This window comes from Microbacterium sp. UCD-TDU, assembly GCF_000340625.1.
Lineage (GTDB): Bacteria > Actinomycetota > Actinomycetes > Actinomycetales > Microbacteriaceae > Microbacterium > Microbacterium maritypicum.
The window spans coordinates 76024-102676 of the sequence record NZ_AOSO01000005.1 but is presented as its reverse complement, the minus strand read 5'-3'; the positions used below and the strand labels follow the sequence as shown (position 1 = coordinate 102676).

29 protein-coding genes are annotated in these 26653 nt (G+C 68.6%); 10 read left to right on the top strand and 19 right to left on the bottom strand.

Features of this window, described 5'->3' with window-relative positions; all coding sequences use genetic code 11:
• Positions 1–14 precede the first annotated feature (14 nt).
• From D514_RS20470 to D514_RS20430, 10 genes are all read right to left on the bottom strand, one after another.
• Entirely contained in the window at positions 15–770 is a 756-nt protein-coding gene (locus tag D514_RS20470; protein WP_017828128.1) for an amino acid ABC transporter ATP-binding protein, read from the bottom strand.
• Positions 767–1564, bottom strand: a complete 798-nt coding sequence (locus tag D514_RS20465) for an amino acid ABC transporter permease (RefSeq protein ID WP_017828127.1) — start codon at positions 1562–1564, stop codon at positions 767–769. Before D514_RS20465 ends, D514_RS20470 begins: the two co-directional genes overlap by 4 nt.
• 34 nt (positions 1565–1598) lie before the next feature.
• Positions 1599–2417 (bottom strand): basic amino acid ABC transporter substrate-binding protein, encoded by an 819-nt coding sequence (locus D514_RS20460; protein ID WP_017828126.1) that lies wholly within the window; start codon positions 2415–2417, stop codon positions 1599–1601.
• Between the two features lie 172 nt (positions 2418–2589).
• Positions 2590–2892, bottom strand: coding sequence for a Dabb family protein (locus tag D514_RS20455; protein WP_017828125.1), 303 nt, complete (start codon positions 2890–2892; stop codon positions 2590–2592).
• Positions 2889–3185 (bottom strand): glutaredoxin family protein, encoded by a 297-nt coding sequence (locus D514_RS20450; RefSeq protein WP_017828124.1) that lies wholly within the window; start codon positions 3183–3185, stop codon positions 2889–2891. Before D514_RS20450 ends, D514_RS20455 begins: the two co-directional genes overlap by 4 nt.
• Positions 3182–3484: a rhodanese-like domain-containing protein gene (locus tag D514_RS20445; protein ID WP_017828123.1), complete on the bottom strand. Its 303-nt coding sequence runs from the start codon at positions 3482–3484 to the stop codon at positions 3182–3184. Before D514_RS20445 ends, D514_RS20450 begins: the two co-directional genes overlap by 4 nt.
• Positions 3485–3561: 77 nt before the next feature.
• Entirely contained in the window at positions 3562–3660 is a 99-nt protein-coding gene (locus tag D514_RS38325) for an AURKAIP1/COX24 domain-containing protein (RefSeq protein ID WP_003792170.1), read from the bottom strand.
• Between the two features lie 153 nt (positions 3661–3813).
• Positions 3814–4005, bottom strand: a complete 192-nt coding sequence (locus D514_RS20440; RefSeq protein ID WP_017204627.1) for a helix-turn-helix domain-containing protein — start codon at positions 4003–4005, stop codon at positions 3814–3816.
• A 262-nt stretch (positions 4006–4267) separates the two neighbouring features.
• Positions 4268–4978, bottom strand: coding sequence for a DUF2071 domain-containing protein (locus D514_RS20435; protein WP_017828122.1), 711 nt, complete (start codon positions 4976–4978; stop codon positions 4268–4270).
• Positions 4979–5046: 68 nt separating this feature from the next.
• On the bottom strand, positions 5047–5463 hold the full coding sequence (locus tag D514_RS20430) for a helix-turn-helix transcriptional regulator (protein WP_031205331.1): 417 nt from the start codon (positions 5461–5463) through the stop codon (positions 5047–5049).
• A gap of 106 nt (positions 5464–5569) precedes the next feature.
• Here D514_RS20430 and D514_RS20425 point away from each other — a divergent pair, with 106 nt between their 5' ends.
• From D514_RS20425 to D514_RS20410, 4 genes are all read left to right on the top strand, one after another.
• Complete coding sequence (locus D514_RS20425; protein WP_017828120.1) at positions 5570–7000, top strand: TrkH family potassium uptake protein; 1431 nt, start codon at positions 5570–5572, stop codon at positions 6998–7000.
• The gene (locus D514_RS20420) at positions 6993–7664 is read left to right on the top strand and encodes a TrkA family potassium uptake protein (RefSeq protein ID WP_017828119.1); all 672 of its coding nucleotides are present in this window, start codon (positions 6993–6995) and stop codon (positions 7662–7664) included. The genes D514_RS20425 and D514_RS20420 overlap by 8 nt, the downstream gene beginning before the upstream one ends.
• Positions 7665–7741: 77 nt before the next feature.
• Complete coding sequence (locus D514_RS20415) at positions 7742–8518, top strand: ABC transporter ATP-binding protein (protein WP_017828118.1); 777 nt, start codon at positions 7742–7744, stop codon at positions 8516–8518.
• A complete protein-coding gene (locus D514_RS20410; protein WP_017828117.1) occupies positions 8500–10092 on the top strand; it encodes a hypothetical protein in 1593 nt (530 codons plus the stop codon). Before D514_RS20415 ends, D514_RS20410 begins: the two co-directional genes overlap by 19 nt.
• A gap of 80 nt (positions 10093–10172) precedes the next feature.
• On the opposite strand, the gene proC is transcribed toward D514_RS20410, so the two are convergent.
• A complete protein-coding gene (gene proC, locus D514_RS20405) occupies positions 10173–11012 on the bottom strand; it encodes a pyrroline-5-carboxylate reductase (RefSeq protein ID WP_017828116.1) in 840 nt (279 codons plus the stop codon).
• Between the two features lie 59 nt (positions 11013–11071).
• On the opposite strand from proC, the gene D514_RS20400 reads away from it, so the two are divergent.
• The gene (locus D514_RS20400; protein ID WP_017828115.1) at positions 11072–12043 is read left to right on the top strand and encodes a cation diffusion facilitator family transporter; all 972 of its coding nucleotides are present in this window, start codon (positions 11072–11074) and stop codon (positions 12041–12043) included.
• A 13-nt stretch (positions 12044–12056) separates the two neighbouring features.
• Here D514_RS20400 and tadA read toward each other — a convergent pair whose 3' ends face one another.
• On the bottom strand, positions 12057–12512 hold the full coding sequence (tadA, locus tag D514_RS20395; protein WP_017828114.1) for a tRNA adenosine(34) deaminase TadA: 456 nt from the start codon (positions 12510–12512) through the stop codon (positions 12057–12059).
• A gap of 81 nt (positions 12513–12593) precedes the next feature.
• On the opposite strand from tadA, the gene upp reads away from it, so the two are divergent.
• On the top strand, positions 12594–13226 hold the full coding sequence (gene upp, locus D514_RS20390) for a uracil phosphoribosyltransferase (protein WP_017828113.1): 633 nt from the start codon (positions 12594–12596) through the stop codon (positions 13224–13226).
• A 7-nt stretch (positions 13227–13233) separates the two neighbouring features.
• On the opposite strand, the gene D514_RS20385 is transcribed toward upp, so the two are convergent.
• The 3 genes from D514_RS20385 to nadE form a co-directional block, all read right to left on the bottom strand.
• Entirely contained in the window at positions 13234–14013 is a 780-nt protein-coding gene (locus D514_RS20385; RefSeq protein ID WP_017828112.1) for a hypothetical protein, read from the bottom strand.
• On the bottom strand, positions 14010–17480 hold the full coding sequence (locus D514_RS20380) for a bifunctional RecB family nuclease/DEAD/DEAH box helicase (RefSeq protein ID WP_017828111.1): 3471 nt from the start codon (positions 17478–17480) through the stop codon (positions 14010–14012). The genes D514_RS20385 and D514_RS20380 overlap by 4 nt, the downstream gene beginning before the upstream one ends.
• Positions 17481–17563: 83 nt before the next feature.
• Complete coding sequence (gene nadE / locus D514_RS20375; RefSeq protein WP_017828110.1) at positions 17564–18382, bottom strand: ammonia-dependent NAD(+) synthetase; 819 nt, start codon at positions 18380–18382, stop codon at positions 17564–17566.
• A gap of 108 nt (positions 18383–18490) precedes the next feature.
• On the opposite strand from nadE, the gene D514_RS20370 reads away from it, so the two are divergent.
• Positions 18491–19048: a hypothetical protein gene (locus D514_RS20370; RefSeq protein ID WP_017828109.1), complete on the top strand. Its 558-nt coding sequence runs from the start codon at positions 18491–18493 to the stop codon at positions 19046–19048.
• 80 nt (positions 19049–19128) lie between these two features.
• Here D514_RS20370 and D514_RS20365 read toward each other — a convergent pair whose 3' ends face one another.
• The 4 genes from D514_RS20365 to D514_RS20350 all read right to left on the bottom strand — a co-directional run bounded on the left by D514_RS20365 (position 19129) and on the right by D514_RS20350 (position 24383).
• Positions 19129–22113, bottom strand: a complete 2985-nt coding sequence (locus tag D514_RS20365) for an AAA family ATPase (protein ID WP_017828108.1) — start codon at positions 22111–22113, stop codon at positions 19129–19131.
• Positions 22114–23283, bottom strand: a complete 1170-nt coding sequence (locus tag D514_RS20360) for an exonuclease SbcCD subunit D (RefSeq protein WP_017828107.1) — start codon at positions 23281–23283, stop codon at positions 22114–22116. It abuts the gene before it with no gap.
• A 256-nt stretch (positions 23284–23539) separates the two neighbouring features.
• Positions 23540–24022, bottom strand: coding sequence for a DIP1984 family protein (locus tag D514_RS20355; RefSeq protein WP_017828106.1), 483 nt, complete (start codon positions 24020–24022; stop codon positions 23540–23542).
• 52 nt (positions 24023–24074) lie between these two features.
• Positions 24075–24383: a GNAT family N-acetyltransferase gene (locus tag D514_RS20350; protein WP_017828105.1), complete on the bottom strand. Its 309-nt coding sequence runs from the start codon at positions 24381–24383 to the stop codon at positions 24075–24077.
• A 332-nt stretch (positions 24384–24715) separates the two neighbouring features.
• Here D514_RS20350 and D514_RS20340 point away from each other — a divergent pair, with 332 nt between their 5' ends.
• From D514_RS20340 to D514_RS20330, 3 genes are read left to right on the top strand one after another with little or no spacing between them, the layout of a single operon-like run.
• Positions 24716–25423 (top strand): winged helix-turn-helix domain-containing protein, encoded by a 708-nt coding sequence (locus tag D514_RS20340; protein WP_017828103.1) that lies wholly within the window; start codon positions 24716–24718, stop codon positions 25421–25423.
• Positions 25424–25466: 43 nt separating this feature from the next.
• Positions 25467–26426 carry a DNA-3-methyladenine glycosylase gene (locus tag D514_RS20335; RefSeq protein WP_017828102.1) on the top strand — a complete coding sequence of 320 codons (960 nt, stop codon included), beginning with the start codon at positions 25467–25469 and terminating at the stop codon, positions 26424–26426.
• Between the two features lie 22 nt (positions 26427–26448).
• On the top strand, positions 26449–26646 hold the full coding sequence (locus tag D514_RS20330) for a hypothetical protein (RefSeq protein WP_017828101.1): 198 nt from the start codon (positions 26449–26451) through the stop codon (positions 26644–26646).
• Positions 26647–26653 lie beyond the last annotated feature (7 nt).

Sequence of the window (26653 nt, the reverse complement as noted above, 5' to 3'; positions counted from 1 at the left end):
TCGTCGATCTCGGATCAGAGCACGCGCGAAAGGAAGTCCTTCGTGCGCGGGTGCTGCGGGTTGCCGAGAACCTCGCGCGGGTCGCCTTCCTCGACGATGTGTCCACCGTCCATGAAGATCAGGCGAGATCCGACCTCGCGCGCGAAGCCCATCTCGTGCGTGACGACGAGCATCGTCATCCCCTCATCGGCGAGCGAACGCATGACCTGCAGCACCTCGCCGACCAGTTCGGGGTCGAGCGCCGATGTCGGCTCGTCGAACAGCATCATGTCGGGGTTCATGCACAGCGCACGCGCGATCGCCACACGCTGTTGCTGTCCTCCCGACAGATGCCCGGGGTAGGCATCGGCCTTCTCCGCCAGCCCGACGCGAGCGAGCATCTCCTTCGCGACCCTCGCCGCCTCAGCCTTCGAGCGCTTCTTCACGCGCTGCTGCGCGATCGTGAGGTTCCCCATCACATCGAGGTGCGGGAAGAGGTTGAAGCTCTGGAACACCATGCCGATGCGGGTGCGCACCCGGTCGATGTCGACGTCGGGGTCGGTGATGTCGATCCCCTCGATCAGCACCTTGCCGCCGGTCGGCTCCTCGAGCAGGTTCACCGACCGCAGCAGCGTCGACTTCCCCGAGCCCGAGGGTCCGATCACGCACACGACCTCGCCCTTGGTGACGGTGAGGTCGATGCCCTTGAGCACCTCGTTGTCGCCGAACGACTTCACGAGCCCCTGCACATCGATCGCGGGGGCATGGACATCAATCAGGTCGGTGATCATCGCTGCCTCGACATCCTTCGCTCGAGATACGCGCTGAAGCGCGTGAGGGGGATCGTCACGATCAGGTAGAGGATCGCCGCCATGATCAGCGGCGTCGCGTTGGTGTTCTGCGTCGATGCATCACGGGCGAAGTTCGTCAGCTCCTTCGACCAGATGAAGGAACCCGCCACGAACAGCAGCGACGTGTCCTTCAGCAGCAGGACGAACTCGTTCGTCAGGGGCGGGATGATGATCCGGAACCCCTGCGGCACGATGATCCAGAACGTCGTCTTCATGGGCGACATGCCCAGCGAACGCGCGGCCTCGGTCTGCCCCTTGGGAACGGCCTGGATACCGGCACGGATCGTCTCGGCCATGTACGCCGAAGCGACGAGGATGAGACCGATGAGTCCGAGCACCACCGGCCCACCGAGCTTCGTGCCGGGGACGCCCAGTGCGATCGGCAGGATGAAGGCGATGCCGAAGATCGTGAGGATCGCGGGAAGCCCGCGGAACAACTCGATCCACACCGTCGCGAGCCACCGGAACGGTGCGATGGTCGACAGCTTCATCAGCGCCAGCACGACACCGAGCAGCAGACCGCCGGCGAAGGCCACGGCCGTGAACCACAGCGTGTTGACCAGGGCGGTCGTGATGATCCCGGGGAACATCTTCGCCGCGATCTCAGGATTGAAGAACAGCGGCCCGATCTTCGCCCAGTCGGTGCTCGCGATCGCCCAGACGGCGATCGCGAGCAGCACGACGTAGACCGAGTACCGATACAGCTTGCTCTTGGTGGTACGCCTCAACGCCATCGTCGAGGTCCTCCCGTTCTACCGACGCCGCCGGTCACTTGGCCGCGAGGTACTTGTCGTAGATCTTCTGGTAGCCGCCGTCGTCCTGGAGCTCCTTGAGCGCCTTGTTGACGGCATCGCGCAGCTCGTCCTTCTCCCCCTTGGCGAAGGCGAAGCCGTACGACTCGTCGGTCGGGTACGTCTCGACGATCTTGTAGTCGGGGTCATCCTGCTCATGCACGTAGTTGACGGGCTGGTCCTGCAGGATCGCGTCGATCTGACCCGCCTGCATGGCCGGCCACAGCTCACCGTCCGAGGGATACTGCACGAGCTGCGCGCCCGGAGCGTTCTCGCCCGCGTAGGTCTCGCCGGTCGTTCCCTGCTGCACACCGACGTTCTTGCCGTCGAGGTCGTCGATCGACTTGATGTCCGAGTCGGTACGCACGAGAAGCGACTGCAGCGAGTCGACGTACGGGTCGGAGAAGTCGAGGTTGGCCTTGCGCTCGTCGGTGATCGTCATCGCGGAAGCGCCGATGTCGCACGTGCCGGCGGCGAGCGTGGTGCCCGACTGCAGGGCGTCGAAGCCCACGTCCTGTACGGAGAGCTTCAGGTCGATCTTCTCGGCGATCGCGCTGAGCAGATCGATGTCGAAGCCGGAATAGCCGGTCTCGCTGGACGGGTCCTCGACCTCGAACGGCGGGTAGGGGACATCTGAGCACACGGTGAGCGTTCCGGCCTCGACGAGACCGTACTTGTCGTCGGCGGCGGGAGCGTCACTGCTGCCCGCGTCGGACGATCCGGTGGCGCAGCCGGCGAGCGCGAGGGTGGCCGTCGCCACGAGGGCGAGACCGGCGATGAGGTTGCGACGAGGCATGTCGGCTCCTGTGAGTCGAGGGCACGAAGGCCCGCTGACGGATAGGAGTTCATCTAAACATGCGGCTCGTCGCGTGACCAATGACATCGGCATAGACGCGCATTACGTTTGTGTTGCAAGTACGCCCCGGTCACGCGAAGAAACCGAATTCCGGGGCCGGCGCGACGCGGTCTCAGACCTCGAAGTCGACGGCGACGCGAGACGCGACCACGGTGCGGATGTACGCGGCCACCTCGGCGTGTGCGGGGTGCACCTGGTACTCCTCGATCGCCGCGACCGACGCGAAGTCCGCGACGAGAGTGACGTCCCAGTTCGCTTCCGGGTAGGCGATGTTCGCACCCGCGGAGATGGAGAGGAGCTGCGGAACGACGCCGTCGAGAGCGTTCAGGCGGCGAGCGACCTCAGCCGCCTGCGCACCGCGCTCCGCGGCGTCTTCGGCGGCGAGCTTCCAGGTCACGACATGGCGGATGGTCACAGAGATTCCTTCGTTCCGGTCAGCGCGTCTGCGCGAAGAGACTTCTCGAGTGCTTCGCGCAGTCGATCAGGCGCCACCCGCCAATGCGCGTGCAGCTCGCCGTCGATCAGCACGACCGGGATCTTCTCCCACCACAACTCGTACAGCGCGGGGTCGTCCTGGATGGAGGCCTCGACGATCTCGATCTGCTCGGCCGCAGCATCGGGCAGCTCGGCGACGACGGCATCGATGACGTCGGAGGCGACGTCGCAGAGGTGACAGTCGGGCTTGCCGATCAGGGTCAGCGTGGTCACGCCGACGGCACCTCGACCTGGCGCCCCTGGGCGATCCACTCGCCGGTCCCGCCTTCGACGTTCGTGGCGTCGTAGCCGCGCGACTCCAGTGCCTCGACCACACGCGCCGACCGCCCACCCGCCTGGCAGATGACGTCGAACGCCTCCGCGGGGAGCTCTTCCAGCCGGTTGCCGATCTCGGACATCGGGATGTTGACGGCCCCGGGCACGTGGCCTGCGGCGAACTCGTCCACCTCCCGCACATCGATGAGCGGGATACCGGTGCGCTCGGCGAGCTCGGTGACGGTGATCGACTTCATGACATCCTCTCGGCGGACGGAGATGCGGCCGGAGACACAAAGCGCCCGTCCGAAGACAGGCGCTCGTGTCTGGTCGCTTACTTCTTGTTGCGACGCTGGTGGCGAGTCTTGCGAAGCAGCTTGCGGTGCTTCTTCTTCGCCATGCGCTTGCGGCGCTTCTTGATGACAGAACCCACGGAAACCTCACTAAGTCAGTGGCTGGGTGTCGCCGAAATCGGACACCCGGGTACGGGCACGGAAAATGCCTCGGGTCAGTCTAGCAAACCCGAAGGCATGGGCTGTCACGCATCCTTCGCCCGAGGCGACGGAGTTCGAGACAGCCGCCGACGTCAGCCGACGTCGGCGATCGGGCGCTGCAGCGCGTCGGCTACGGCAGACTCGGGCACGCGATAGCTGCGCCCGAAACGGACGGCCGGCAGCTCGCCCGCGTGAACGAGCCGATACACGGTCATCTTGGACACGCGCATCAGCTCTGCGACCTCAGCAACCGTGAGGAATCGGACGTCAGGAACTTCGGGCATCCCACGTACCCCTTTCTCGATGAGCACACTCTATGGGGTAGCTGGGACGCGTGTAAACCTCTGTGGCTCGTGTGATCAGTGGGACGACAACGCCGGTGAGGGCGCTCCGTCGGGCAGCCGTCCCAGCACAGACATAGACGTTCTGCGGCATTCGCTCATCCCGCTCTGCGATCGTGACCTCAGGGCTCGCGCGGCACCGCCGAGTCCGCCCCGGGTGTGGGGACCCGCACCTCGCCCCTGACGACAACCCCCCCCCCTGTCGTCAGGGGCGAGTCGTTGCGGGTCTGCGCCAGCTGACGGGGAGGTCGCGCATGACGAGAGCACTGTCGATCTGCGCAGCCCCTCGAGGAAGCCCGTCGAAGAACGACGACCCGACCTCGTTCACCCGCCCCGCCTCCGCGACCCACCGCGTCGTCGACAGCTCCACAGCCTCCGCTCCCCTGCCGTTCCGCCGCGGCGACCAGCCGATCGAGCCCGCCCGGTAGAACTGCGAGGCGTCCTCGACCGTCGGAAAGAGCGTGCTCTCCCATCCGTCGGTCACCTCGACGTCAGCGAATACGCTCGCGTCGGACGCCTCCATCCCGACCCGGAATCTGGCGCCGATCTCCTCGATCTCGAACCGTGCGCGCCGCTGGATTCCCGGGAAGAACCGGCCACCCCCGACGACCGGAACGATGTCGGAGGAGTGCCGTTCGATGACGTACACACCTGTGCGCGTCACCCCGCCCTCGTCCCACTCGACCGCGAGTCGGTGCGCGGCGTTCTCCGTGGAGATGCCCCAGCGCGGGCGCACCCAGCCGGGACGCAACTCCGTCAGCGCGATCAGGCACACTCCCCCGACGGCGCTCCCGTCGACGAGTTGGGGCCGGAAGGGGGCGGGGATGATCCCGCTCGCGACCTCGGGATCGATCCGGTAGGTCAGCAGCAGACGGCGCCGCATCCGGCCACGGAGAGTGCGCAGGAGAAGGTTCATGCCTTCAATTTAACAGCTTCGCTAAATAGCTACAAGCTTCAGTAAGCGAGGGGCTGGACACTCGGCTGTCAGGCTCCGAGCCGCTTGAGGGCCGTGGCGACGACGTGCTTCGCGGATGCCGCCGCACGACCGACGACCTCGGCCGCATGGGCGGCGCTCTCGTTGAGCGGGATGCCCGGGTAGGCGATGTCGGGGGCACCGTCGCCGAAAGCATCGACCAGGAACGGCACCAGCCAGTCGTCCACAGCCTCGAGCGGCTCGACCGCGAGACTGTAGAAGCGGCGCTGGCCGTCTTCGCGCACGGTGACGAGCTCGGCGTCGCGCAGCACCTTCAGATGCTTGGACACGGTGGGCTGGCTGATGCCCAGATCGGCGACGATCTGGCTGACGCTCGTGCCCGCTTCTCCTTCGGTCGTGCGCCGCAGCAGGAGCTGGAGGATGTCTCGCCTCGTACCGTCTGCGATCACGTCGAAGATGTCCGTCATGAGTTCAGGGTAGTCGTCCCCGGCACGGAGTACCATGACGAAGGCTCGGCGACAGGCGCCGTGCGGCCGCTGTGCGCGGCCGAAGGAGAAACCACAGGGGGCAGCGATGTCGGGCATCGTTTCGGCGTCGTCCCCGCGGCAGAGCCTCAAGAGCGCGGCCGGTTGGGTCAAGCACCTCGTCACCTCTTCGCCGTCACGCTTCGCGATCGTCATCTTCGCGCTGCTGATCCTGGTCTTCACCGTGCTGCTCTCCTTGCCGATCGCCTCCGCGAGCGGAACCGTGACGCCGCTGAGCGATGCCCTCTTCACCGCCGTCTCCACCATCTGCGTCACCGGACTCGCGACCGTCGACATGGCCAACTACTGGTCGCCGTTCGGTCATGTCGTGGTGTTCCTCGGCGTGAACATCGGCGCACTGGGTGTCCTCACCCTCGCCTCGCTCATGGGCATGCTGATCTCGAAGCGCCTCGGCCTGCGCGCCAAGCTGATGGCGGCCGGCGACACCAATCCGATGCGGGCGCACGGCGGCGTGGTCAACGAGAGCCAGACCGTGCGGCTCGGCGAGGTCGGCCAGCTGCTGACCACGGTCGCCGTGTCAGCGCTGATCATCGAGGCCTCGCTCGCGATACTCCTCTACCCCGCACTCGTGATGGCCGAGGTCGACCCGATCGCGGCACTCTGGGAGGCCCCCTACTTCGCGGCGATGGCGTTCACGAACACCGGGTTCGCACCGAACGACGGCGGCGTCGCCGTGTTCGCCGACGACTACCTCGTGCTCTCGCTCCTCATGGTGGGAGTCTTCCTCGGGAGCATCGGCTTCCCTGTCATCTACACCCTCGCCAAGCACGTCTGGCATGTGAAGCGCTGGTCACTGCACACCAAGCTCACGCTCGTCACCACCATCCTGCTGTTCATCCTGGGTGCCGCCGTGTTCGTGGTCCTCGAGTTCAACAACCCCAAGACGTTCGGGTCGATGGATGCCACCGACACCACATTCCAGGCGTTCTTCCTCTCGGCGATGACCCGCTCCGGCGGCTTCAACGTGATCGAGATGGATGATCTGAACGGCTCGTCCCTGCTCGCCGCGAGCATGCTGATGTTCGTCGGCGGCGGCTCCGCCTCGACCGCCGGCGGCATCAAGGTGACCACTCTCGCGGTGCTGGCGATCGCCGTGTGGTCCGAGGCCAAGGGGCGCCAGTCGGTCGAGGCCTTCGGCCGTCGCATCCCGAGCGATGTGCAGCGCGTCGCCCTCAGCGTCGTCGCATGGGGCGCGACCATCGTCGCCCTGTCGACGATCGTGATCGCCCAGATCACCAAGGCGGACATCAGCCATGTCCTGTTCGATGTCATCTCGGCGTTCGGCACTGTGGGGCTGTCGACAGGGCTCACCGCAGAGCTCCCCGATTCGGCGTCGTACGTCATGGCCGCGACCATCTTCATGGGCCGCGTTGGTACAGTGACTCTCGCCGCGGCAGTCGCCGCGACATCACGAACGCAGTACTACTCACTGCCCGTGGAAAGGCCGATCGTTGGTTGAAGTCCTCCGGGGCGACGCTCCCGTCCTCGTCATCGGCCTCGGCCGGTTCGGCGCCGCCTGCGCCGGAGAGCTCGACCGCCTCGACCGCGAGGTGCTCGCGATCGACGACAACCTCGAGCTCGTGCAGAAGTGGTCCGAACGCGTCACGCACACCGTGCAGGCCGATGCGAAGAACATCGATGCCCTCCGGCAGATCGGCGCGCAGGACTTCCAGGTCGCCGTCGTCGCGGTGGGATCCTCGATCGAGGCATCGGTGCTGATCACGGCCAACCTCGTCGACCTGAAGGTGCCGCAGATCTGGGCCAAGGCCGTCTCGCAGTCGCACGGCAAGATCCTCGCCCGCGTCGGCGCCAACCACGTCATCTATCCCGAGCGCGAGGCCGGCGAGCGCGTGGCGCACCTCGTGAGCGGACGGATGCTCGACTTCATCCGCTTCGACGACGACTTCGTCCTCGCCAAGATGTACCCGCCGAAGTTCATACGCGGCGTCGGCCTGAACGAGTCGGGCGTGCGCTCGAAGTACAAGGTCACCGTCGTGGGCGTGAAGAGCCCCGGCAAGCCGTTCCGCTATGCCGAGGCGAACACGATCGTCACGAACCACGACCTCATCATCGTCTCGGGCACCAACAGCGACATCGAGCGCTTCGCCGGCCTCGATCGCTGACGCCGTCCCGGCTTCGTTTCCCGGCTCCCCCTCGCGGCGGATGTGCGGGGCCTCGCAGCCGTGGTGGGATGGGAGTCATGACCGACCCCACAGCGGCCCCTCCCGTCCTCGCCCTTCGTGGGCTTCGCAAGCAGTTCGGGCAGAAGGTCGCCGTCGACGGTCTCTCCCTCGACGTGCCCGCCGGATCCATGCTCGGCCTGCTCGGTCCGAACGGCGCCGGCAAGACCACGACGCTCGCGATGGCCACGGGCCTGCTGCGTCCGGATGCGGGAACCGCCTGGGTGCTCGGCGCGGACGTGTGGCAGAACCCCGCTGAGGCGAAAGCGCGCATGGGGGTGCTCGCCGACGGCATCCGCATGCTCGACAGGCTGACCGGTGCCGAGCTGCTGCGCTACACCGGGCTGCTGCGCGGCATGCCCGAGACGGAGGTCGTCTCGCGGACCGGTGATCTCCTGGATGCGCTGGGGCTCGCCGATGCGCGGGACACGCTCGTCGTCGACTACTCCGCCGGCATGCGCAAGAAGATCGGGCTCGCCTGCGCACTGATCCACGCACCTCGACTGCTCATCCTCGACGAGCCACTGGAGGCGGTCGACCCGGTATCGGGCGAGACGATCCGTCAGATCCTGCGCTCATTCGTCGACGGCGGCGGCACGGTCGTGCTGTCCAGCCACGTGATGGAGCTCGTCGAGTCGATGTGCGACAGGGTCGCCATCGTCGCCGAAGGCCGTCTGCTCGCGCACGGACCGCTCGACGAGGTGCGCGCCGGCCTCTCGCTGCAGCAGCGATTCCTCACGCTCGTGGGGGCGCACGATCTCGGGACGGAGACGCTCGCATGGTTGCGCTCCTCGTAAGCCTGCGCTGGCGGCAGCTGCGTCATCAGCTGTCCCGCAACCCCTGGATGATCGTCACCCTCATCATCACCGGGATGATCGCCCTCGGCCTCCTCGCGGGTCTCACCGCGGGCCTCGTCGCTCTGCGATTCGCCGCACCGGAAGGTGCCGTCACCGCCCTCGTGCTCACCGGCTCCGCGATCGTCATCGGCTGGTGGATCGGCTCGATCCTGGTCAGCGCCGACGACTCGCTCGCTCCCGAGCGCTTCGCACTGCTGCCCGTGACTGCACCCGCGCTGCTGCCGGGATTCGTGGTCGCGGGGGCCACGACCATCGGTGGCATCGGCACCACGATCGCACTGCTGCTGATGCTGGTGGGCTGGTCGGTGAGCCTGCCGGCACTGTTCACCGCCCTCCTCATGATCCCGGTGGCCGTCGTCACCTGCGTACTCGGTGCGCGCGTGGTGAGCGGCCTGCTCGCGGGCTGGCTCGCGCGTCGCAGCACGCGTGATCTGGTGCTGACTCTCGGTGTGCTGCTCGCCGCCTCGTCCGGGCTGATCCTCAACCTCGGGATCGGTGCGCTCACCACGGTGACCGATGTCGGCGGAGCCTTCTCCATGGTCGCGGACGTCGTCGGATGGACACCGGTCGGCGCCGTGTTCGGGGTTTCCGCATCGGTCGCGCAGGGCGACGTCGTCACCGCGGCGCTTCGCCTGGTGATCGCCCTCGCGACGGTGTTCGTCCTCTGGTTCGCGTCGCAGCGCCTTCTGGCCTCGCGTCTCGTCTCTCCGATCCAGAGCAGCGGTGGCGGACAGGTGCGCTCCGGTGGCCTGCTCGATCGGATGCTGCCGGCGAACTCGACAGGCGCGGTCGCTGCACGATCTCTGCGCTACTTCCGCCGCGATCCGCGACAGCTCGTCAACATCGTGATGCTCCTGCTGCTGCCGGCGATCTTCATCGGCATCGCCCTCATGAACGGCCTGCAGGAGGAGGCGATCGGCTTCGCGCCCGCGATCACCCTGATCCCCGCGATCAACGCCCTGCTCACGGGAACGATCGTGCAGATGGCGATCGCCTACGACAACGACGCCGTCGCCATGCACATCCTCACCGGAGTCACCGGGGCCGCCGACCGCGCGGGTCGCCTGCTCGGCTTCGGACTGATCGCGATACCGGTCACGGTCGCGCTGTGCCTGGCGACCTGCCTGCTCGCTGGGCGGCCAAACCTGCTGCCCGGCAGCCTCGGCGCGTCGCTCGGCCTCACCGCGATCGCCGCCGGCGCCGGCGCCTGGGTGGGCAGTTTCCTCCCCGGGCGGGCACCGGCCCCGGAGGCCAACCCCTTCGGACGCGGATCCTCCGGCGGTGTGCAGTCGCTGCTCGCGATGATCATCATCGGCCCGATCACGCTCGCGCTCGGTGCACCGGCGCTCGGATTCGCCATCGCAGCGATCTGGAATCCCGGACTGGGGTGGATCAGCCTCGCCTGCGGCGTCGTCTTCGGCGGTCTGGCGCTCTGGGGTGGAACCGTGCTCGGCGGGAAGATCCTGGATCGTCGCTGGCCCGAGGTGCTCGCCGACGTCTCCAGCGAGAGCTGACCGCGGCGGACCGGGTCAGGCGTCGATGTCGAGCACGATCTCGATCACCGGATCGCACCCTCGATCCGCAGTGGCATGGCTCAGGCTCCGGCGGCGAGCTCCCTGGCCCGTGCGAGTGCGGCGTCCGCAGCCTGGGCGAAAGTGCGATCGAGGTGCGCGTCCTGCAGCACGGCGATCGCCCGCTCGGTCGTTCCCTTCGGGCTCGTGACGCGACGGCGCAACTCCGCCGGCTCCTCGCCCGAGGCATCGAGCAGGGCTGTCGCCCCGATGAACGTCTGCTCGACCATGAGCCGCGCATCGGCATCGGCGAATCCCATGCCGACGGCGGCCTTCGTGAACTCCTCGATCAGGAGGTAGACATAGGCGGGCCCTGAGCCCGAGATCGTCGACAACGCATCGATCTGAGACTCCGGCACCTCCACGACAGCCCCGACGGTCTCGAAGAGGCGGCGGACGAGGGCGAGATCCTCGTCCGGGACCGCAGCGCCCGCGGCGAGACCGGTGACGCCCTTGCGCACGGTCGACGGAGTGTTGGGCATCGAGCGGATGACTCGGGCTTCAGGACCGAGCACATCGGCGAAGGTCTGCAACGTGACGCCCGCGGCGACACTGACCACGATCGCGTCGGCGGCGAGGTGCGGGGCGATCTCGCGCAGCAGATCGGGCACCATCGCCGGCTTCACGCCGACCAGCACGATCCGCGCCCCCGCGGCTGCCTCGACGTTGCCCTCGGGACGCTCGGCGAGGGCCACGCTCGTGACGCCGTCGAGGTCGGCGAACGCCTCTGCCTTCTCCGCGGTGCGGTTCGTCGCGGTGATCCCGCCGTCGATCCGGATGCCCGAGGCGACCACTCCGCGCAGGATCGCACCGCCCATCGAGCCGGCACCGAGGAAAGCGAGGGAAGGAAGCGAGTCAGCCATGTCGTCATCCTACGGCGGGCACTCCGACATCCTCGGGCGGGCGGTTCTAGACTCGTCCCATGAGTGCATCCGGAGGCAACAAGGCCATCGTCGCGGCGTTCCTGGCGAACATGGGCATCGCCCTCGCGAAGTTCATCGCCTGGGCTCTCTCCGGATCCGCCTCGATGCTCGCGGAGGCGATCCACTCCGTCGCCGACTCGGGCAACCAGCTGCTGCTGATGCTGGGCGGACGCAAGGCCCGGCGCGAGGCCGACCGAGCGCACCCGTTCGGCTACGGCCGAGAGCGCTACGTGTACGCCTTCGTCGTCTCGATCATCCTCTTCTCGGTCGGTGGCCTCTTCGCGATCTACGAGGGCGTCGAGAAGCTCACGAACCCGCACGAGCTCGACAAGACGTGGTGGTGGCTGCCGCTCGTGGTGCTCGTCGTGGCCATCGGACTCGAGTCGTTCTCGCTGCGCACCGCCGTGCGCGAGAGCAACCTCGTGCGCGAGAAGGGCCAGTCGTGGGTGTCGTTCGTTCGCCGCTCGAAGGCACCGGAGCTTCCCGTCGTGCTGCTGGAAGACGTGGGCGCACTCACCGGCCTCACGTTCGCGCTGCTCGGCGTCGGCCTCACCCTCATCACAGGCAACCCGATGTTCGACGCGCTCGGCACCGTCATGATCGGTGTGCTGCTGGTGCTGATCGCGATCGTGCTGGGCGTGGAGACGAAGAGCCTCCTGGTCGGAGAAGGCGCGACCCAGGCCGACCACGACCGCATCGTGGACGCGATCAACGCGGGTGATGAGATCGAGAAGATCATCCACATGAAGACCCTCTACCTCGGCCCCGACGAGCTGATGGTCGCGGCGAAGATCGCCCTCAACGCCGACAAGCCGCTGCGCGAGGCCGCCGACGACATCGACGCGATCGAGGCGCGCATCCGCGAGGCCGTACCGGTGGCGCGGATCGTCTACATCGAGCCGGACGTCTACCGCCCCGCGATCGATCCCGAGCCCTCGACCGACGTCTTCGTGCTCAAGTCCTCGGACTGACCCGCGGGAGCGCTCAGCGCCGCTGCTCGAAGAACGAGCGCAGGAGCGCCGTCGCCGCATCGGCCGCGACACCGCCGATGACCTCGGCACGGTAGGGCAGCCGCCGGTCGCGCAATACGTCGTACATCGAGCCCGCCGCACCCGCCTTGTCGTCCCAGGCACCGAACACGACGCGACCGATACGGGCCTGCAGGATCGCCCCGGCACACATGACGCACGGTTCGAGAGTCACCACGAGCGTGTGCCCCTCGAGATTCCAGGAACCGACCACTGCCGCGGCACGTCGGAGCGCTTCGATCTCGGCGTGACCCGTCGGATCGTGGGTCTCCTCGCGAGTGTTGCGCCCCTCGGCGATGATCCGCCCATAGGAGTCGAGGACCACCGCGCCGACGGGGATCTCCGAAGCCGCCGCAGCCTCGGCCGCGAGCACGAGGGCGCGCGCCATCGCGAGGTCGTCGGCAGCGGTCATGCGTCGAGCCTACGACAGCCGCCGTGCGCGGCCGGAGCAACCGATGTCGTGCCTGGCCCCGCAGCGCATTACCCTGTATCCATGCGTGTTCACGTGGCCGACCACCCTCTCATCACCCACAAGCTCTCGGTGCTGCGCGACGCGCGCACGCCGTCGCCGGTCTTCCGGCAGCTCACAGAGGAGCTCGTCACGCTGCTCGCGTACGAGGCGACTCGCAACGTGAAGGTCAGCCCGATCGAGATCACGACACCGGTGACGACCACGATGGGTGTGAAGATCTCGGAGCCCCGCCCGATCGTGGTGCCGATCCTGCGCGCCGGTCTCGGCATGCTCGAAGGCCTCGTGAAGCTGCTCCCGACGGCCGAAGTCGGCTTCCTCGGCATGGTGCGCGACGAGACGACGTTCGAGCCGACGACCTACGCCGAGCGCCTGCCCGACGATCTGAGCGATCGCCAGTGCTTCGCGATCGACCCGATGCTGGCCACCGGTGGCTCGCTCGCCGCGGCGATCCAGTTCCTGTTCGACCGCGGCGCGAAGGACGTGACCGCGATCTGCCTGCTCGGAACCCCCGAGGGCGTCGCCGCGATCGAGGCCATGGCGGGCGACCGCGACGTGACGCTGGTGCTCGGCGCACTCGACGAGCGACTCGACGAGAAGGGCTACATCGTTCCCGGTCTCGGCGACGCCGGCGACAGGCTCTACGGCACCGTCTGATTCGGCGCTACGCCGCCGGATTCAGGCGGTACGCCCGTTCGTCGCCGTAGTGGGTGAATCCGGCTCGCGCCAGGATGGGCGCCGATGTCGAGATGCGCCCCTTCACGAGGGCCGTCTTCGCTCCCCAGGTGGCACTCCGACGCAGTCGCTCCGCGAGCACCGCACGATACGCCCCACGACCGCGGTCCGTCGCAAGCGTGGACGCACCCCAGAGTCGGACGAATCCGTCGTCGATGGTGCACCCTCCGGTGCTGACAGCGCGGTCGCCGATCCGCGCGAGGACCCGGAACCCCTCGCGTGCTTCGAGTGCTGCGGTCACTTCGGCGAACTCGGCCTGCAGACCTTCCGCATCGAGCGGTCGCTGCTCCCACACCGGCACGTTGACGGTGTCCACGGCGCGCACCTGCTCCAGCGTGCGCACGACCTCGACGGTCACATCTGCCGGCACGTCGACCGCTGCACCCTCGAGGGGGCGAGCGAACACCGCCACGGTGTCGATGTGTTCTGCGCCGCGGCGACACAGTTCCTCCTCGAGGTCGGGGCGGTCGGCGGCGCTCGTCCAGAAGGTGAATCGCTGCGCGCCCCACGCTCTCGTCCGCTCCAGCGCATGATCGACCACCTCTGCGGGGCTGAGACTCGATTCCACCTGGGAGCCGCGCACCCCGCCGCCGAACCTCTCCGGATCACGCACGAGCAGCAGGTGCTCGCGCTCGTGCTCGCTGTCGCGGGGAAACCAGACCCATGCGGCCGAGGCGGCCAGGATCTCGTCGACCGTGTGGGCGCTCATCCCGCTGCCCCGACGAGACGGGCGAAGGCGCTGAGGCGAGCCACACCCTCCGGCGTGTACGGCAGGTCGTCCAGCAACGCGGGCGAATGGATCAGGTAGGCGACGACCTGGGCGCGGGAGATCGCCACGTTGAGTCGATTCTGCAACAGCAGGAATTCAGGTCCGCGTGGCGCATCCCGACCACTCGATGCGGCCAGCGAGGTGATGGAGACGACAGCCTCCTTGCCCTGGAAGTTATCGACGGTGCCCACCGGGACGTCGGGGAACCCGGCATCGGCGAGCGCATCGAGGACAAGCTGACGCTGCGCGTTGTAAGGGGTGACGACGATGATGTCGGACTGCGCGAGAGGCCGCCTCGCGGCGCCGGGGTCGTGGTCCGTGAACGTGCGCCCGACCAGATCGGCGACGAGCCGCACGACCTCCGCGGCCTCCTCGGGCGATTGGGTCGCGTTGCCGCGATGACGAAGAGGCATGACGTGAAGGCCCGGGTCGACGCCGTCGAGCGATCGGAGCTCCGTGCCGGGGGCCGAGGCGAGCTGTCCGGCATAGGCGAGCTTCGACACGGGCGCGGCGACGAAGGGATGCATCCGCCACGATCGCGCGAGGAAGTAGCCGTACTCGGGACGCACGACCGGATCGCCGTCCATCACCCAGCCGAGGGCGGATGTGTCCACCGGCTCGGGGTGGGCTCCCTGACTCACCTGCGGGAGCTGCTGCGGATCGCCGAGGAGGAGCAGCCGCTTCGCCCCGGCCGCGACCGCGATCGTCGAGGCGAGCGAGAACTGCCCCGCTTCATCGATCACGAGGAGGTCGAGTCCTGCCCGGTCGACACGCTGGGTGTTGCTGAAATCCCACGCCGTACCGCCGACGACGGCCCCCTCGCCGGCGTGCTCCGCGAGGAACGACGCCATACCGCTCTTGGGGATCACGGTGTAGGGCGGCTCCGCATCCGGATCCTTCGGCGCCTTCGCCACCTGTGCCGGCGAGACGCCGTCGGCGACGACCCTTGCCAGGAGCGTCTCGATGATGGCGTGCGACTGTGCGACGACACCCACCTTGAAGCCGTGCGCGTTCACCAGGCGTGCGATCACTCGCGACCCCGTATAGGTCTTGCCCGTGCCGGGAGGACCCTGCACGGCCAGATAGCTGCGGTCGAGATCGAGCACACCGCGCACGATGGCATCGACGGCGTCATCACCGGCTTCCGGCAGCGCGCGTCCCGACACCGTGCGCGGCGGGATGCGGCGCAGGATGTCGGTCGCGGCGTCTTCCGGGAAACCGGGAGCGGCCAGGTGCACGGCGTCGGCCCACTCGTCGATGGCTCCCTGGAGCGAGACCACACGCGGGGGCGCCGCCGGTGTGAGCGCGAGCGGCAGCTCGTCCCAGGTCTGGCCCTGCACGGCCGTCTCGGTGACGAGGTAGCCGTCGTCGAGCACCTCGGAGACAGTGACCGTATGCGGCACATGGACCGCGCGAGACGGCACCTCGGTGTCGAAGGGAGCCGGGACCTCGTAGAGCGCGAACGGTTGAGCCCCCGGGCCGAGCGTCGTGCCGGGGGACACCTCGCCGCGGATCTCGATGTCGCGCGACATCACCCGTCGCCCCTCGCCGACGCTCCATTCCCGACGCACGACCGATGAAGGACGGTCGATCCGCACCACGTCTCGCGTGCCGTCCCACATCGTCACCGGTTCGCGCAGCCGCTGGAAGTGCGACACCCAGAAGCTCTTCGCCTCGCGGGGGAAGTAGTCGATGGCTGCAGCGGCGATCCGGTGCACCAACCCGTCGTCGCCGGCCTCGACAGCGCATTCCGCGTCGGCGAGGAGCGCGACCGAGCGGGGCGACGGCTCGTAGATCACCTCGTCGGCGTCGTCGGGCGGTGCGGGCGTCACGCCCTGCTGTCGGGCGATGTCGATGAGCCAGTTGCGCAACCGCCGCGTCGACACGCAGTCGTAGCGGTTGTAGTCGGCGAGGTCGGCCAGGACGGCGTCTGCCTCGGACCTCTCCCCCGCCGCCGCGAGCTCGCGGGCCGCGACGTACTGCACGATGGAGTCATCGCCCTTCTGCACGTCGCTGGTGCGCACGTCTTCGCCCATGTAGAGCGGTTCGAGCTTCTTGATCGAGTACGAGCGGGAGCCGACCCGCACCGTGCGCAGCACGAGCGGGTAGAGGTCGACGAACACCCCCTCGCGCAGCAGCCGGTCGACCTCGCCCTCGCGCACACCGTGCCTCGCCGCCATGGCCACCAGGTGCGAGGTCTCGTACGGCGCGTAGTGGTAGATGTGCATGCCGGGGTGCGCGAGCCTGCGTGCGTTCACGAAGTCGAGGAAGTCCTCGAGCGCGCGCTTCTCATCGGCGAACGTGTGCGCCCACAGGGCCGAGTACTGGTCGGCGTTGTCCACCCAGCCGAACAGGTAGTCGATCCCCCAGTGGGCCTCGCCGTCGGGCGCAGGCTCGGTGTAGAGCGGATCGCCCTCGAAGTCGAAGAAGATGTCGCCGTGACTGGGCAGCGGAAGAGTGTGGATCGCCTGCGCGTAGTGAACGTCGAACGTCGGCACCCCCTCGGCGTCCGCCTGCAACTGCAGACGGGCCTGTGCGCGAAGGGTCTCGAAGGTGTCGGCGTTCATTCCCGCCGGCGCCTCGACGGCCGCGGCCAGTGCGTCGATCGTCTCGATGCCGGAGGTCCGCAACCGTGCCCGCTGCACCGGTCGCATCCGTGCGACCATGAGAAGGTCACGGTGCGCGAGCACCTGCTCCTCGCAGGTCGCGCAGCGCCCGCAGGCCACGACCTGGAGGTCGCCGCGATCGTCGCCCCACGCCAGCGGAGCGCCCGTCGCACCGTCGGAGATGCGTCGATCGGCGATGAGCGCACGCAGCCGCGCGCGTCGCACCTGGAACAGCGGGAGGAGATCGTCGACGGCGTGGGTGCTGAGCGTGCCGTCGCCGAGGATGAGGTCGACCTCATCGGCGCGCGGGACGCCCAGGCGATCGAGCTGGTCGACATATGCCGCAAGCTGCATGAGAGCGGTGACACGCGCCTTGCGTGCCAGCTTCGAGTCCTGCACCCGCCAGCGCCCGTCATCGTCTTTACGGAGGAAATCGGCGAAGCCGACGAACTCCTCGGTCGCGAAAGCGGCCTGGAAGACGACCTGTGCGTCTGAGCGCAGCGCGGTCACCGTCTCATCGATCGCCGCGGCCAGTGCTTCAGCGTCGACCGACGAGACCTTCTCGACACGGTGGACGTTCTCGTCACCGAGATCGTCGATGTAGCGGGCGAGCACGTTCTGCTCGTGCACATCGCCGAGCTGCGCCGCACGCTTCAGCGTGGCGTCTTCCGGCTCTTCGACGGCCGGCACCCTCCCCAGCTTCGCGTCGATCGCCCGACACCATGCGAACTCGCATTCGGCAGCCGCCTTGAGGTCGCTCGCGCTCCAGATGACGCGCTGCGCCTGAGTGTCGATCCGCACGATGCTCCCGTTCTGTCGGATCCTTCGACACTATCCGCGGCATCTGACACGGGCGAACGCGTGCGCTGTCGAGACGAGCGGCGTCAGCGCCACCAGGTGTCGTCGGGCGTCACCGGTAGATGCCGCTTGTGCTGCGTCGCGAGATACCTCGCCTCGATGCGGCCGGCGACCTCGGGGTCGACGTCACGCCCTTCGAGGAAGTCGTCGATCTGCTCGTAGGTGAGTCCGAGCTCATCCTCATCGGCGCGCCCCGGTTGACCGTCGAGCAGGTCGGCGGTCGGCACCTTGAACGCCAGCCGATCCGGAGCGTCGAGGAACTGCAGCATCGAGCGCCCCTGCCGCTTGCTGAGCCCGGAGAGCGGGAGGATGTCGGCCGCGCCGTCGCCGAACTTCGTGTAGAAGCCGGTCACAGCCTCGGCGGCGTGGTCCGTGCCGATCACCAGCATCCCGTCATGGCCGGCGAGCGCGTACTGCGTGACCATGCGGACACGCGCCTTGATGTTGCCCCGATTGAAGTCGCTGATGTCGCTCGTGACCGCGAACTCGATGTCTTCCTCGACACCGTCGACGCCGTTCTGGATGTTGACCTCGACCGAGGAGTCCGGGGCGATGAAGTCGAGGGCGGCCTCGGCGTCTGCGGCATCGTGCTGCACACGGTAAGGCAGACGCACGGCGAGGAACTTCGCCTCCCCGCCCTCCGCCCGCACCCGCTCGACGGCGAGCTGCGCGAGGCGTCCGGCCAGCGTGGAGTCCTGCCCGCCGGAGATCCCGAGCACGTAGCCCTTCGCCCCGGTCGTTCGGAGGTAGTCGACGAGGAATCCGACCCGACGCTCGACCTCGGACTCGGGGTCGATCTCGGGCCGGACGCCGAGGTCTTCAGAGATCTGCTTCTGCAACGACATGTCATCCTCCGTCTTGTCCTCGAATCAGTATCGCCCTTTCGTGTTACACCCGGGTGACGCCGCGGCGTGCGCATGCTCCTGCCAGCGAAGACCTGAGAGAATGGGGCAGTGAAACTGCTGCTCGCTGCCCTCGAATCCGAACTGTCCGCATTCCCTGAGGAGCTCGACGGCTTTGACCGTCTCGTGAGCGGCCCCGGCAAGCTCCAGGCGACCTACGCGCTGACCCGCGCGCTCGACGCGAAGGTCTACGACGAGATCGTCGTCGTGGGCACGGCCGGCGCGATCGATCCCGACCTCGCGGCGACCGTCCACGAAGTCGGCACCGCGTTCCAGCATGACGTGACCGATCTCGACGGCATCTCGGGCCAGCACGTGTCGCTGCCGGCACGTGTCTCGACCGGGCGCGAGGGGGTGCTGATCGCCACCGGTGACCACTTCGTCGAGGATGCCGAGGTCACCGCCGTGATCCGTCCCTCGGGCGCGGCCCTGGTCGACATGGAGACCTACGCCTACATCTGGGTCGCCGGACAGTTCGGTGTCCCGATCCGCGTGTTCCGCGCGGTGTCCGATCAGGCCGAAGACGGGGCGTTGACGGATTGGCGCGAGGCCGTCGCGCGCTGCAGCGTGCAGCTGCGCGAATTCATCCGCGGCGAGTACGGCGTCTGAGAACGCGGGGGCGCCCGTCCCCGCGTTTCGACTCAGCAGGCCCGCACTCTGCGGGCCACGACTGACTCAGAGGGCCTGACTCAGCGGGCCTCGATGATGCTGGGCCCGTTCGGCAACGCTCGCACCGTGAGCTGAGCGGGAATCTGTTCCTGCATCGCCTCGACATGGCTGATGATCCCGACAGTCCGGCCTCCCTGTCGCAGCTCGTCGAGCGTGCGCATCGCGACGTCGAGCGTGTCTCCATCGAGGGAGCCGAATCCCTCGTCGATGAAGAGGGTGTCCAGCCGGATCCCGCCCGCGCGCGCGGTGACGACCTCAGCCAGTCCCAGAGCGAGGGCGAGGGATGTGAGGAACGTCTCGCCCCCTGACAGCGACTGCGGCGGTCGGGTCTGACCGGTGAAGGCATCGGAGACCACGATGCCGAGGCCGGACGCAGCACCTCGAGCCGCCAGTGCATCGGAATGCTGCAGTTGGTAGCGGCCCGTCGACATGTCGTGCAGCCGGCGGTTGGCCGCCTCGACGATCTCTTCGAGCTCGGCGGCGAGCACGAAGGTCTCGAGCGTCATCTTGCGGGTGTTCGCGCCTCTGCCAGCGATCGTGTCGGCCAGGTTCTGCAGCACCTCGAACTCCGCGGCGTCTTCGGCGGTGCGGGCATGCTCGGTCGAGGCCGACTCGATCAGTCCTCCGAGCCGTTCCGCCGTGCCGGCGGCCCTCGCCGCTTCGTCGACGGCAGCCGTCCAGGCGCTGCGGGAGACGGCCGATGCCTGCTCAGCCGGCTCCAGGTCGATCGGCTCCTCGGGCAGCGTACGCAGTTCGAGATCGAACAGGACGGCCCGTTCCTTCTCCCGCTGCACGGCATGCCGGGCGATCCTCGCGTCGAGGGCCTCCTGCTCCGCCATCGAACGCAGCGCCCCCTCGGCGGCGGCCACGTCGTCGAACACGGATTCTGCGAGCGCCGCGTCCCGCTCCGTCTCCGCCTCGACGAGCGCCTCGGCCCTGCGCGTGCGCTCCGTGAGGGCCTGGATGAGCGCATGTGCTGCGGCAATCCTCGACTCCGTGTCGGCGAGCCGGGCGGCGACGGTGTCGAATCCACCCCGCGCCTCGACGATCAGTTCGTGTGCCTCGGCGCTCCGCTGCCGCAGCAGAGCGTGCTGTTCTCGTGCTTCCGCAAGGGCTCGCGCCTCCTCTTCCCGTTCGGCATCGAGCCGCTCGGCACGGGCGACGAGCTCGCCCAGCTGGATGTCGAGCGCCGTGAGGTCTTCCACGGCCGCACGGGAGATCGAGAGGGCCGCAGCGGCGTCGGCGTACTCGCTCTCGGCCTGTTCGATGTCCCGCCCGTCGGCGCGGGCAGTGGCGGCGGCCGACTCGGCGCGCAGCGTCGCGGAGGTCGACGCCAGCTGCCGCTCCTTCTGCGCCGCGGCATCTCGCGCCTCTTCCGCGAGGGCGATGTCCTCGAGCGAGACGGGGTCGGAATGCGTGGCCGGTGCCGGGTGATCGAGCGAGCCGCAGACGGGGCAGGGATGTTCCTGTCGGAGTGTCGATGCGAGTTCTCCGGCCATGCCGTCGGTTCGCCGCTGGCGCAGCTGAGACAGTGCCGACTGCGCAGCCGCATGCAGCGCGGTGGCCTGCGTGAGCTCGAGGTCGAGTGCGCTCTCGGCGGCACGCAGCCGCTCCGCCTCCCGCACGGCCTCTCGACGCGCGTCTGCCGCCACCAAGGCCGCCTGTCGGTCGTCCACTCGGTCGGCGAGGCGCCGGGTCTCGTCTCGTCTCGTCGTCAGCGCGGCGATCTCGTCGGGAAGTGCGGCGCGCTTCGTGTCCGCGGCTTCGATGCGCAGAGTCGCTGCGTCGACCGCGGCCTCTGCCGATCGCACTTCGGCGTCGAGTGCCGGCGCCGCCTCTTCGAATTCTCGCGCCCGCTGCCAGGCTCCGATCTCCCGGGTGCGCTCAGCCGTCCACGCGTCCAGGTCGCCATCCACAGCGAGTCCGAGGGCCTCTCCTGCCGCGCGGGCGCTCTGTTCGTCTCGGGATGCGCTCGCCAACGCCGTACTCGCGCGTGCCGCGGCGGCGATCGTCGAGCGGAGCGCTTCGGCGGCACGCGCCGCGGTGAGCTCCGCGCGGGCCTCCTCGATGACCGGCACCTCGGAGTCGAGGCGTTCGAGCGCAGCCCTGGCGCGGTCGCGCTCACGCTGCGCGCGCTGCTCCTCGCGCGTCGCGGCGAGCGCCTCATCGGCTGCCGCCGATCGCTTCTCCGCGTCGATGCGCTCCGATGCTCGACGCTCTGCGCGATAGTCGGCGCGGGCCTTCGCCCGTCGGAGGGCGCCGAGACGCTCGTCGATCGACGACGACATGTGCGGAGCCTCGGGCTCTGTGTCATCGCCGTCTCCCGACAACCCATCGGCGGCCACAAGGCGCTCGGCCTCGTCGACGCGGGCCTCGACGGTCGCGAGCCGAGTGCCGAGCGCCTGCTCCGCCTCCCGACGACGCTCATCGAACCGCGCCTGCACGTCTTCGAAACGCTGCGTGCCGAACAGCCTGCGCAGCAGCGCCTGGCGGTCGCGACTCCCCGCGAGCAGGAACTCCGAGAACCTGTTCTGGGCGAGCAGGATCACCTGCAGGAACTGCTCCCGGCTGAGCTGGAGGATCTCGTCGAGCTCGCCTGCGACATCGACCGCGCGTGCGGCGCGTCCGACCCACCCTGCATCCGTCCACTCGTCGAGGGCCACGGCCGACGCCTGCTTGGTCATGCCGCCGCCGCGCTTGGCCGGGCGCAGATACTCGGGCGAACGGGTCACCCGGAACCGACCGGTGGGAGTGCTGAACTCGACGACCACCTCTGAGGGATCGTCGGGCTCGCAGTGGTCGCTCCGAAGGCGCTTCTCGCCGCCGTCGTATCGTGGCACTCCGCCGTAGAGACCGAAGCAGACGGCGTCGAGGATGCTGGATTTACCCGCCCCGGTCCGTCCGGCGATCAGGAAGATGCCATCGTCGGCGAACGCGTCGAAGTCGACCGTCTGACGTGAGCGGAAGGGGCCGAAGCCCTCGACTTCCAGGCGATGAAGACGCATCTAGACGAGCGCCTCGGCTCGCACACGCTCGTCGAGGATCGCCCGGATCAGGCCGCGCTCGGCCTCCGTCGGCCCCTGACCCGCCCGCACATGTTCGAGGAAGGCATCGATGCGGTCGGCGTCGGTCACCGCGTTGCGCAGACGCTGCACGTAGGAGCGCTCGTCTGCTTCAGCCCTGACCTCGGGCTGATGCTGCACCATGGCGCAGTAGGGATAGCTCTCTCGGAGGCGGCGCATCGGCTCGGTCTGCGGCACGGCGTCGGTGTACACGGCGCAGACCCAGTCGTCTGCGTGCGCGGCGACCGTCTCGGCGGAAAGGAGCTCGTCGAGCGGGCCGGTGAGTGTGACCAGGCGGCGCGGCACCGGCAGCTCGAGCCACTCGACCTCGGCGAGTCCATCGGCATCGATGTCGACGAGCCAGGACCCGCGAGGCTTGTCCTGCTCTCCGAAGCTGTAGTGCAGAGGCGCCCCCGCGTAGCGGACCCGATCACTGAGCTTCTGACGCCCGTGGATGTGGCCGAGCGCCACGTAGTCAGGACCGTCGAACACGCTCAGCGGTACGACATCGAGGCCGCCCTGGCGCACCTCGCGCTCGAGCCCGATCGTCGCGTCGACACCGGCGGCGAAGCAATGGGCGATCGCCACCGAGCGCCCCTCGTGCCGCGCCATCCCGGCGCGCACCAGGTCCATCGCATGCGCCATGGTCTGCGCCTGCGTGCGCAGCTGACGCCCCGAGCCATCGCCCTCGGGCCAGTGCTGGCGCACGATCGCCGGCTCGAGATAGGGAATTCCGAAGAAGTGCACCGGGCCATGCGCATCGGCGACGGTGACGGGGACGCCGACCGCCAGCGGGTCGGTCAACACGTGGATGCCGTCGCGGAGCAGACGGGCCTGGAAGCCGAGCCGTGCCGCCGAGTCGTGGTTGCCGCTCGTGACGATGACGCGGGCACCCATCTCGTGCAGGGCCACCAGCGCATCGCCCAGCAGGGTGTAGGCGGCGCCGGACGGAGTGGCGGAATCGAACACGTCTCCCGCGATGACGACGACATCGACCGCGTTGTCGCGAACCTGTGCGGTGAGCGCTCCGAGAACCTCGGCGAGAGCGTCCATGGTCGAGTTGCCATGGAACGTCCGGCCGATGTGCCAGTCGGAGGTGTGCAGGATGCGCATACTCACACGGTACGAAGCCCCTCCGACATTCCGTCCGAGGCGTGCCGCAGCACACCCGGACGCCCCGGTCGAAGAAGAAGCGGAAGGTCCCCTGACCCACCCTCGTCACGATGATCGGCACGCGGTGATGCGAGATGCGCTGTGCACCTTCACCTGTGCGGAGTGCGGGGCTGCGCGATGCGACATCGGGGCTGCCCTCCGCCCGACAGGTGCCGGCTTGCCCCGCCGGCTGGGGGTTGTGCCCGCTTCCTCGTGACTACCGACTTCCGCTCTCCTCCTCCAGATCGTTCGACCAGTTCGCCTGCTGGATCCGGTTGTCGAGCTCGCGCAGCTCCTGGGCCACGGCGTCGGCCTGCGAGCGCAGCTGCGCCACGGGGAGCGCCGCGACCTGGCGCAGCTCCGATCGCATCTGGCGCAGGAACTGGTCGTTGGACCCGGAGGCCGCGGCCGCGGCATCGGTCAGCACGGAGTGCCGCAGACGCAGCACGTCCCGCGCGGCGAGAGCATCCGTCATGGTGCCGTCGGCCCCCAGATCGAGACGCGCGTTGGTGGCGTTGATGCGCCGGATGAGGTCGCGCAGTTGCGTCAGCGCGGCGTCCGCCTCCACGATCAGGGCGGCGGCATCCTCCGCCGGCTCCTCGCCCTCCTGGTAACGGGCGTTCGCGACGATGCGCGCCCGCAGCTGCTCGATGCGGCGCTGCAGATCGGCGCGTGCGGTGAGGGCTTCGGCGAGTTTCATGACGTCATCCTCGCAGGGAGCGACCGTAACAGTTCGTCACACGACCGGAGAGTCAGCGGGTGCGCAGGAGACCGGCACGCTCCGGGTGGGCGGAGAACCAGTCGGCGACGTACCAGCAGACGGCGTCGACCTTGCGATCACCTCGCTCCTCGATGTCGGCCACAGCTCCTTCGACGACCTTCCCCGCGTAGCCGTTGCCGCGGAAAGTCGGGACGGTGAAGGCCCTGGTGAGCGCGATCGTCCGGCCATCGTCACGGTAGTCGAGCACGCTCACGAGCTTGCCGTCGCGCATGAGCGTGTACCGCGAGGCGTCCTTCTCGTCGGTCAGGATGAAGCCGTCGACAGTGTGCGAGATCGTCATTCGAACCACGTTACGCCCGCTCCGAGCGCCCGGGCGTTTTGACATGGGGCGTCACGATCAGACATAATCCCCCCATGACCACCAACGCAAGCCCTTTGTCCGCCCAGGAGGCGAACAGGACTGCCGGGATGATGATGCCCGGTCGCGTCGGTATGTGTTGCCGAATGTGTCGCTGAACGAACAGCCACCCCGCCTGACCTGAGCTCCTCGCCATCTGCGAGGTCAGTGTCTCCGAGCATCCACCCTCGCTCGCTTCCCGGCTCCGCCGGTCATTCATGCAACGCATCAGAGCCCCGTTCGATTCGGGCTCACGTCCTGAGGACTTCATCATCATGTCGAACACCGCACTTCTCGAGCGTCCCGCCACCACCGCCGCGACCCGCACCCAGCCGGAGCCCGCCGCACCGCTCCCCGCAGCGGGAGCCGACCTTCCCGCCGTGCGCTCGCCCCGTGGCTTCGCCCTCTACGTGGGGTTGGACGAGATCAAGGCCGCAGAGGCCGGGGTCAGCCTCCCCCTCCTCGTCGACGCACTGCGCCGCACGCTCGCCGAGCTCGCGCCCGGAGCGGAGACCCACGCCACCGTCGCCCTCGCACCGCACGGCTCGGGCGGCCGTGACCTCGATGTGGTCCGCCTCGCGCTGCAGGAGCCGGGCGCCATCGCGCGCACCAAGGCCGCCGCCGAGGAGGACACCACCGACGAGGAGAGCGGCGTGACCGTCGACATCTCCCGCAAGCGCGTGCTGATCGACGGCGAGTCCGCCGCATTCACGTACAAGGAGTTCGAGCTGCTGCAGTACCTCGTGCTCCGCGAGGGCCGCACCATCGAGCGCAGCGAGCTGGTCTCCGCCCTCTGGCAGGCACAGGATGACGAGACTCCCGGCGAGCGCACCATCGACGTGCACGTGCGTCGCCTCCGCGCGAAGCTCGGTCGCTACGAAGACATCGTCCGCACCGTGCGCGGCATCGGCTACCGCTTCGACCGGCACGCCGACGTCGTCATCCGCTACGGCCACGGCACCCCCTCGCCCGACCGCTTCTGAGTCGCCGGGAGTCGGTGTCAGAACCGGCGCGTAGGGTGGGCGCATGACCCTCATCGAGCATCCCGCGTCGGCCGATGCCGCGTCCGCGGATACTCGCCGAGAGACCGTCTACCGACCACCGCACCCGCTGGACCTGCGTCGCACGGTCGGCATGCTCCGCCGCGGCGGCAACGATCCGACGACCATCATCGACGGGACGGTGATCTGGCGTGCCATGCGTACCCCGCACGGCCCGACGACACTCGCGGTCCGCATGTCAGGCGACGAGGTTCGAGCCTCGGCCTGGGGTCCCGGTACCGAGCACGCTCTCGACAGCGTGCCCGCGCTCTGCGGTGCCCATGACGATTCCGGAGACTTCGATCCCGCGCTGCACCCGCTCATCGCGGAGTCCGCGCGACGACACCCGGGCTTGCGCCTGACCCGCACCGACGAGGTGTTCGACGCGCTCGCGTGCGCGATCCTCGAGCAGAAGGTGACCGGCATGCAGGCCTTCGGCGCGTGGCGCTGGCTGGTGTCCCGCTTCGGCACTCGGGCGCCGGGGCCGACGCCGCGACCGATGTTCGCCGCTCCCTCGCCCGAGCAGTGGTTCCGCATCCCCTCCTGGGCCTGGCACCGCGCCGGGGTCGAACCGCCCCAGTCGCGCACCATCGTGCGCGCGGCCGAGCGCGGCGACCGCATCGCCCGCGCTGTGGGAGCCGCCGTCACAGGAGCCGACCGCGACCGCGTGCTCACGAGCCTTCCCGGCGTGGGGGTGTGGACCTCGGCGGAGACCCGCATCCGCGCACTCGGAGATCCGGATGCGGTCAGCGTCGGCGACTATCACCTCGCCCACCAGGTCGGTTACGCGCTGACGGGAAAGCGCACCGACGACGACGGCATGGTCGAGCTCCTCGCCCCCTGGGCCGGACAGCGGCAACGGGTCGTGCGCCTCATCCACGCCAGCGGTGTGCAGGAGCCACGAAGGGGTCCCCGCCTCGCACCCGAAGATCATCGTGGGCACTGAGGACGCCGCCTAAGCTGAGGCCATGTCACGTTCTCTGCTGCGCATCCTCGTCACCGTCGGCCTGCTGATCGTCGGCGTCGTGATCGGGCTGATCTTCCAGAACGTCTGGCTCGGTGTGCTGCTCGCCGCGATCGTGTGGCTCGGCTGGTTCCTCGGCTACGAGTCGCGCCGGGGCAACAACGCCGGCGTCAACGACGAAGACCACGGCATCGAGCTCTGAGGGTCCG